The 7,190-nt window shown below is 70.4% G+C and carries 7 protein-coding genes and 1 pseudogene; all 8 read right to left on the reverse strand.

Annotation, left to right across the window (positions count from 1 at the left end; all coding sequences use genetic code 11):
• Positions 1 to 609, reverse strand: a complete 609-nt coding sequence (locus tag ACIPYT_RS16935) for an NUDIX domain-containing protein (RefSeq protein ID WP_401076947.1) — start codon at positions 607 to 609, stop codon at positions 1 to 3.
• Positions 590 to 2,284: a CTP synthase gene (locus ACIPYT_RS16940; RefSeq protein WP_401076950.1), complete on the reverse strand. Its 1,695-nt coding sequence runs from the start codon at positions 2,282 to 2,284 to the stop codon at positions 590 to 592. The genes ACIPYT_RS16935 and ACIPYT_RS16940 overlap by 20 nt, the downstream gene beginning before the upstream one ends.
• 17 nt (positions 2,285 to 2,301) lie before the next feature.
• Complete coding sequence (recN, locus tag ACIPYT_RS16945; protein ID WP_401076954.1) at positions 2,302 to 3,990, reverse strand: DNA repair protein RecN; 1,689 nt, start codon at positions 3,988 to 3,990, stop codon at positions 2,302 to 2,304.
• The gene (locus tag ACIPYT_RS16950; protein ID WP_401076956.1) at positions 3,987 to 4,901 is read right to left on the reverse strand and encodes an NAD kinase; all 915 of its coding nucleotides are present in this window, start codon (positions 4,899 to 4,901) and stop codon (positions 3,987 to 3,989) included. Before ACIPYT_RS16950 ends, recN begins: the two co-directional genes overlap by 4 nt.
• Complete coding sequence (locus ACIPYT_RS16955; protein ID WP_401076959.1) at positions 4,898 to 5,695, reverse strand: TlyA family RNA methyltransferase; 798 nt, start codon at positions 5,693 to 5,695, stop codon at positions 4,898 to 4,900. Before ACIPYT_RS16955 ends, ACIPYT_RS16950 begins: the two co-directional genes overlap by 4 nt.
• On the reverse strand, positions 5,692 to 5,868 hold the full coding sequence (locus ACIPYT_RS16960; protein WP_401076962.1) for a hypothetical protein: 177 nt from the start codon (positions 5,866 to 5,868) through the stop codon (positions 5,692 to 5,694). The genes ACIPYT_RS16955 and ACIPYT_RS16960 overlap by 4 nt, the downstream gene beginning before the upstream one ends.
• Positions 5,869 to 5,925: 57 nt before the next feature.
• Positions 5,926 to 6,963, reverse strand: coding sequence for an HAD-IIA family hydrolase (locus tag ACIPYT_RS16965; protein ID WP_401076965.1), 1,038 nt, complete (start codon positions 6,961 to 6,963; stop codon positions 5,926 to 5,928).
• Positions 6,964 to 7,190: pseudogene (locus tag ACIPYT_RS16970) on the reverse strand (hypothetical protein); the annotation flags it as partial.

Below are 7,190 nucleotides of genomic sequence, written 5' to 3' on the forward strand. Positions count from 1 at the left end.
TCAGCTCCGGACGAGCGGCCTCTGCGCCGCCGCGAGCACGCCGATCCCGAGGATGCCGTTGCGCATCCTCCCGTCGAGCACCGCGTCGACGGCATCCTGCAGCGCGACCCACTCGACGCGGATGTCGGCCTCTTCGTCCTCTCGCGCATGCGCGGTCGGCGCCGCCGACAGCCCGGTCGCGAGGAAGACGTGGATCATCTCGTCGTTGCCGCCGGGGGTGGTCCACGACGACACGAGCGGCTCCCAGTGCGCGGCCACGAGATCGGCCTCCTCGGCGAGCTCGCGACGGGCGGCCTCGAGGGGCTCCTCCCCCGCGATGTCGAGCAGACCGGCGGGCAGCTCCCAGTCGCGGTGACGGATCGGATGCCGGTACTGCTGGATCAGCAGGACCCGCCCCTCGTCGTCGAGCGCGAGGATCGCGACCGCACCGGTGTGCTCGACGTATTGACGGCGGATCTCTCCGTCGCCGTAGTGCACCCGGTCGTCGCGGACGTTCCACACCGCGCCCTCGAACGCGACCTCGCTGCTGAGCACCTCGGGTTCGAACGGCTCGTCGCGGAGTTCCAAGGCCGCGCTGCGGAACTCGGCCTCAGGCATCTGCTTCGACATCGAACAGCTCGCTCGCGCGGTGACGCTCGATCGCGGCGCCCACCAGTCCGCGGAACAGCGGGTGCGGGTCGGTGGGGCGCGAACGCAGCTCGGGGTGCGCCTGCGTGGCGATGTAGTACGGGTGCACGTCGCGCGGCAGCTCCACGAACTCGACGAGGTCGAGGTCGGGGTTGAGACCCGAGAACACGAGACCGGCCTCCGACAGGCGCGCGCGGTAGGCGTTGTTGACCTCGTAGCGGTGACGGTGGCGCTCGGACGCCTCCGCCGAATCGTAGAGCTCACGAGCGAGCGATCCCTCACCCAGCGCGGCGGTGTAGAGGCCGAGGCGCATGGTGCCGCCCAGGTCGCCGCCGTCGAGGATCTCGATCTGCTCGGCCATCGTCGCGATCACGGGCTCGGTCGTCTCGGGGTCGAACTCGCTCGACGACGCACCGACGATGCCGGCGACGTCCCGGGCGTACTCGATGACCATGCACTGCAGGCCCAGGCACAGACCGAGCGTGGGAATGCCCTGCTCGCGCGCGAACTTCAGCGCGCCGAGCTTGCCCTCGATGCCGCGGATGCCGAAACCGCCGGGCACGCAGATGCCGTCGAGCATTCCGAGCTGCTCCTTGGCGCCCTCGGGCGTCTCGCACAGGTCGGAAGGGATCCAGCGGATGTTGACCTTGGTCTCCTGGGCGAAGCCGCCGGCCTTGAGCGCCTCGGTGACCGAGAGATACGCGTCGGGCAGGTCGATGTACTTGCCGACCAGACCGATCGTGACCTCGTGCTTGGGGTTGTGCACGGCGTGCAGCACCTTGTTCCAGCGCGTCCAGTCGACGTCGGCGGCCTTCGTGTAGAGGCCGAGGCGACGCACGATGTACGAGTCGAGGCCCTGCTCGTTGAGCGTGGAGGGGATGTCGTAGATGCTCGGCAGATCGACCGTGTTGATGACGCCCTCGGCGTCGACGTCGCACATGAGCGCGATCTTGTTGCGGTTGCTCTCGCTCACCGGCCGGTCGCTGCGCAGCACGAGCGCGTCGGGCTGGATGCCGACCTGACGCAGCGCTGCCACCGAGTGCTGGGTCGGCTTGGTCTTCTGCTCGCCCGAGGCGCCCATGAACGGCACCAGCGACACATGCACGAAGAACACGCTGTCGCGGCCGAGCTCGTGGCGCAGCTGACGGGCGGACTCGAGGAACGGCTGCGACTCGATGTCGCCGACCGTGCCGCCGACCTCGGTGATGATCACGTCGGGGCGCGGGTCCTCGCTCGCCTGCAGGCGCATGCGCCGCTTGATCTCGTCGGTGATGTGCGGGATGACCTGCACGGTGTCGCCCAGGTACTCGCCGCGGCGCTCGCGCGCGATGACCTGCGAGTAGATCTGACCGGTGGTCACGTTGGCCGCCTCCGACAGGTTGATGTCGAGGAAGCGCTCGTAGTGCCCGATGTCGAGGTCGGTCTCGGCGCCGTCGTCGGTCACGAAGACCTCGCCGTGCTGGAACGGGTTCATCGTGCCGGGGTCGACGTTCAGGTACGGGTCGAGCTTCTGCATCACGACGCGGAGTCCGCGGGCGGTGAGGAGGTTGCCCAGGCTGGCCGCGGTGAGGCCCTTGCCCAAAGACGAAACGACACCACCGGTCACGAAGATGTGCTTGGTCGTGTCGTTCTTGGGCCCCGCAGAAGAAGAGTTCATCACGGGCTTCGATCCTATCAGGAGACGGGGGCCCCGAGGCTGAGCAGCTCTCGGGCATGGGTGAGCGCGGCGTCGGAATCCGTCAGTCCGGAGAGCAGCCGGGCCATCTCGGCCTCGCGCTCCTCCCCCTCCAGACGACGGACGCTCGACGCCGTGACGGCTCCGTCGTGGGATTTCACGACGGAGAGGTGGTTGTTCGCGAAAGCGGCGACCTGGGCCAGATGCGTGACCGCGATCACCTGCGATCTCTCGGCGAGTCGGGCGAGTCGTCGACCGACCTCGATCGCGGCGGCGCCGCCGATGCCCGCGTCGACCTCGTCGAACACGAAGGTCGGCACGGGGTCGGTGCCGGCGATCACGACCTCGATCGCGAGCATGACGCGTGAGAGCTCTCCCCCGGATGCGCCCTTCGATACCGAGCGCGGTTCGGCTCCGGGGTGAGGGGCGAGCAGGATGCCGACGTCGTCGCGACCGTGTGCGCTCTCGGCGCCGGCGGCGACCTCGACCTCGAGTCGCGCATCCGGCATCGCGAGCGCGTGCAGCTCTTCGGTGACGGCCGCGCCGAGTCGCGCCGCCGCGGCCGCGCGCTCGGCCGTCAACGCCTCGGCGAACGCGTCGAGCTCGGCCCGTGCCGCGTCGCGCTCGGCCTCGAGCCGGCCGATGCGGTCGTCGTCGTCGAGTTCGGCGAGTCGCGCCGAGCCCGTCTGCCAGAGAGCGAGCGCCTCCTCGAGCGACCCGTGCGCGCGCACCAGCACACCGAGCGCCGCACGTCGCTCCTCGACGGCCGCGAGTTCGTGCGGCCCCGATTCGTCGAGATCCGCGAGGAACGCCGACAACTGGCCGGCGAGGTCGGTCACGCGGTAGCCGATGTCGGCGAGACCGTCGGCGATGTCCGTGAGCGTCGGGTCCGCGGCGCGTTCCAGCGCACGACGTGCATCTGCGACGAGCGCCGTGACATCGGGGTCGCCGTCTTCGTTCGACAGGGCGCCGTGCGCGAGAGAGGCGGCGATGCGCAGCTCCTCGGCGTTCGTCAGGCGCTCCGACCGTGCCGTGAGCTCGACGTCCTCGCCGGGTTCCGGGGCTGTCGCCTCGATCAGCGCCAGCGCCTCACGCAGGCGGGCGGCTTCCTCGGCGCGGCGATCGCGGTTGCCCGTGATGTCGTCGATCTCGGCATCCAGCTCCCGCCACCGGGCGAAGGAGGCGGCGTACTTCTCGAGAGCGTCTGCGATCGGCGCACCGCCGAAACGGTCGAGCGCGTCGCGCTGCGCGGCCGCCGACCGCAGACGCAGCTGCTCCGACTGACCGTGCACGACGACGAGCTCCTCGGCCAGGGCGGAGAGCACACCGGCCGGAGCCGCGCGACCGCCGACGCTCGCCCGGCTGCGCCCCTCGGCGCTCAGCGTCCGCGAGACGTACAGCTCTGCGGATCCGGCGCCCGCCGGCTCCAGGTCTCCCCCGGCCTCGGCCACGATGTCGGCGACCTCACCCGTGTCGGGGACGATCCACACTCCGGCGACCGACGCCTGGTCGGCCCCCGACCGCACGGCGCCGGAGTCCGCTCGCTGGCCCAGCAGCAGGCCGAGGCCGGTCACCACCATCGTCTTGCCCGCGCCGGTCTCACCCGTGATCGCGGTGAACCCGGATCCCAGAGGCAGCACGGCGTCGGCGATCACGCCGAGGCCCCGCATCCGCATCTCCTCGATCATGCGCCTCCTCCCTGCCCGCGCCACCCGGCGACGGGGAGCTGGAACTTGCGCACGAGACGATTCGTGAACTCCGCGGGATGCAGCCGCGCCAGGCGCACCGGTCGAGACGAGCGCCGCACGACGACACGCGCGCCCGGCGGGAGGTCGTGGGAGCGGCGTCCGTCGCACCAGAGGATGCCGGAGCCTGAGGCGCTCTCGAGCATCTCGATCGCCACAGCCGCGTCGGGGCTGACCACGAGCGGCTTCGCGAAGAGAGCATGGGCCGACAGCGGGATCACGGCGATCGCCTCGACGCTCGGCCAGATCACCGGGCCGCCCGCCGAGAAGTTGTACGCCGTCGAGCCCGTCGGGGTCGAGACGACCATGCCGTCGCATCCGAAGCTCGACAGAGGAAGCCCGTCGATCTCGAGCACCACCTCGATCATCCGTTCGCGACTGGCCTTCTCGACCGTCGCCTCGTTCAGGGCGAACGTCTCGTACACGACGGCCCCGTCGGCGTCCTTGACCCGCACCGAGAGCGCGAGACGCTCCTCGACCTCGTAGTCGCGGGCGATCACCCGACGCACGGCGTCGTCCATGTCGTCGCGATCGATCTCGGCGAGGAAGCCGACATGTCCCATGTTGATGCCGAGCACCGGGGCCGAGCAGCCGCGCACCAGCTCGGCGGCACGCAGGATCGTGCCGTCGCCGCCCAGTACGATCGCGAGCTCGAGGTCCTCTTGCCGCACGGCCTCGCCGAGCACGCTGACATCGGAGAACCACGGATCGACGGCGCTCAGGTCGAGGCTCTCGTCGGGCGCGAGCACCGGACGAGCGCCCGCGTCGCGGAGAGCGTCGATCACGCGCCGTGCCGCGGCGACGGTGTCATCACGACGCGCGTGGGCGACGACCAGGATGTTGCGCTCGTTCATCGTCCCCCTGCCAGTGCGTTGATGCGTTCCGACCATTCTGACGGATCCGATCCCCGGCCCGGGGCGAGATGCACGAGATATTCGGCATTGCCGTGCGTTCCGAGGATTGGGGAGGGAAGGATGCCGAGCATGCCGAGACCGACATCCCAGGCGCTCCACACGGTGCGGGCGACAGCATCCGCGCGCGTTGCCGGATCGGTCACGAGACCGCCGCGCACCGCTGTGCGGCCGACCTCGAACTGCGGCTTCACGAGCAGCACGACATCCGCATCCGGCGCCGCCACCGCGGCGATCGCCGGCAGCACGAGCTCGAGCGAGATGAAGGACAGATCCCCGACGAGGAGGTCAGGGGCTCGCTCCTCCCCCGTGGCCTCGGCGAGACCGGCCGGCGTCATGTGCCGTACGTTGTAGCCCTCGACCAGCACGACCCCGGGGTCGGCGGCGACGGACGGGGCCATCTGGTCATGGCCGACGTCGACCGCGAGCACCCTGCCGGCGCCGCGCTCGCGGAGCACCTGGGTGAACCCGCCTGTCGATGCGCCCATGTCGAGTGCGAGCCGCCCGTCGACGGGGATCGAGAAGCCGTCGAGGGCGGCGATGAGCTTATGGGCGCCTCGCCCCACGTAGTGATCGGCCCCGGCGACCGTGATGTCGGCCGCGTCGTCGACCGCAGTGGAGGCCTTCACGACCGGACGGCCGTCGACGCTCACGAGTCCGTCGGCGATCAGCGCCGCCGCATGCGTGCGGGAGCGGGCTAGACCGCGAGAGGCGAGCGCGGCGTCGAGCCGCGTCATCGGGCGCCCGGCGCGTCGCGCTGATCGAGCTTCGTGCCGCTGTCGAGGCGACGGGAGAGCTCGTCGTGCAGGCCGGAGTAGGCGTCTGCTCTGGCAGCGAGGGGCTGCCCTTCGATCAGGCGCAGGCGACTCCACAGACCGTCGGTCGGTGCGTTCGTCGTCTCTTCGCTCACGGTTCTACTGTACGCGGCATGGCGGACAGCGCCGCAGAGCCACGGCGTGCCCGAGGCTCAGGGACGATGGAACGGATCGTCGTACAGCCGCTCGGGGACGCGGAGCACGAACACCGGCGTTCCCGAGGCCCAGATCGCCGCGGCGCCGGCACGCAGCAGGTCGATCTGCCGCTCGCCCTCGGCGACGATCTCGACGTCGGCCCCGGTCACACGCACCGAGGCGCCGTTCACGGTGTGCACGCCGTCGGCGACCGTGGCGTCGGGATAGGGTTCGTGCAGCTCGCGGAGATCGCTGAGGATGTACGTCGGCCGCGAGCCTTCGGGCGCCGCGAGCACGTGCTTCGGGCGGTCGATACCGGTGAGCACGAGCGCCGAGTCGATGCCGGCGCGCACGGCGCCCAGGATGTCGGTATCCAGCCGGTCGCCGATGAAGAGAGGCTTCATGGCGCCGAAACGTGACATGGCCTCCTCGAAGATCGGCACCTCGGGCTTGCCGGCGACGGTCGCGAGACGACCGATCGCGGTGTGCACGGCGGAGACCAGGGTCCCGTTGCCGGGCGCGACGCCGCGCTCGCGCGGGATGGTCCAGTCGGTGTTGGTGGCGATCCACGGGATGCCGCCCTCGTCTTCGGGCACCTTGAGCGCGTATGCCGCCTCGGCGAGATCGGTCCAGGCGACCTCGGGCGCGAAGCCCTGCACGACCGCCGCGGGGCCATCCTCGGCGGAGCGCGTGACCGTGTATCCCGCCTTCTCGGCTTCGTCGACCAGCCCGTCTCCGCCGACGATCAGGAGCGTCGCCGGAGGCGTCACGAGGCCCGCGAGGAGGCGCATGGCCGCCTGCGGGCTCGTGATCACGTCAGCGGGCGCGACCTCGAGCCCGAGGCTGCTGAGGTGCGCCGCCACCGACGCGTCCGTGCGCGACGCGTTGTTGGTGATGTATCCGAGACGAACGGTCTTGGCGGCCTCGTTGAGGCTGTCGATCGCGTGGGGCAGAGCTCCCGGTCCGGCGTACACCACCCCGTCGAGGTCTGCGAGCACCGCATCCGCTCCGTCGAGAGGCGTGCGCGACGCGCGCTTCTTGGAGAACAGGCCCATTCAGGCGTCCTTCTCGCTCGAGCTCTCCGTGGAGCCGGCGGGGTCGATGTCATCGGACGCGTCCGCGACCTCATCGTCCTCGCCGAGAAGCTCGCGCACCTCGTCCTCGACAGACGGCTCGCGCACAGCGTCAGCATCAGCATCAGCATCAGCATCAGCATCAGCATCAGCATCAGCATCAGCATCAGCATCAGCATCAGCATCAGCATCAGCATCAGCATCAGCAT

It is taken from the genome of Microbacterium sp. NPDC089695, from assembly GCF_044749085.1.
Lineage (GTDB): Bacteria > Actinomycetota > Actinomycetes > Actinomycetales > Microbacteriaceae > Microbacterium.

Coding starts and splice junctions, on each gene's coding strand:
- ACIPYT_RS16940 (WP_401076950.1), bottom strand. CDS start 2,284: ATGAACTCTTCTTCTGCGGGGCCCAAGAACGACACGACCAAGCACATC.
- ACIPYT_RS16935 (WP_401076947.1), bottom strand. CDS start 609: ATGTCGAAGCAGATGCCTGAGGCCGAGTTCCGCAGCGCGGCCTTGGAA.
- ACIPYT_RS16955 (WP_401076959.1), bottom strand. CDS start 5,695: ATGACGCGGCTCGACGCCGCGCTCGCCTCTCGCGGTCTAGCCCGCTCC.
- recN (WP_401076954.1), bottom strand. CDS start 3,990: ATGATCGAGGAGATGCGGATGCGGGGCCTCGGCGTGATCGCCGACGCC.
- ACIPYT_RS16965 (WP_401076965.1), bottom strand. CDS start 6,963: ATGGGCCTGTTCTCCAAGAAGCGCGCGTCGCGCACGCCTCTCGACGGA.
- ACIPYT_RS16950 (WP_401076956.1), bottom strand. CDS start 4,901: ATGAACGAGCGCAACATCCTGGTCGTCGCCCACGCGCGTCGTGATGAC.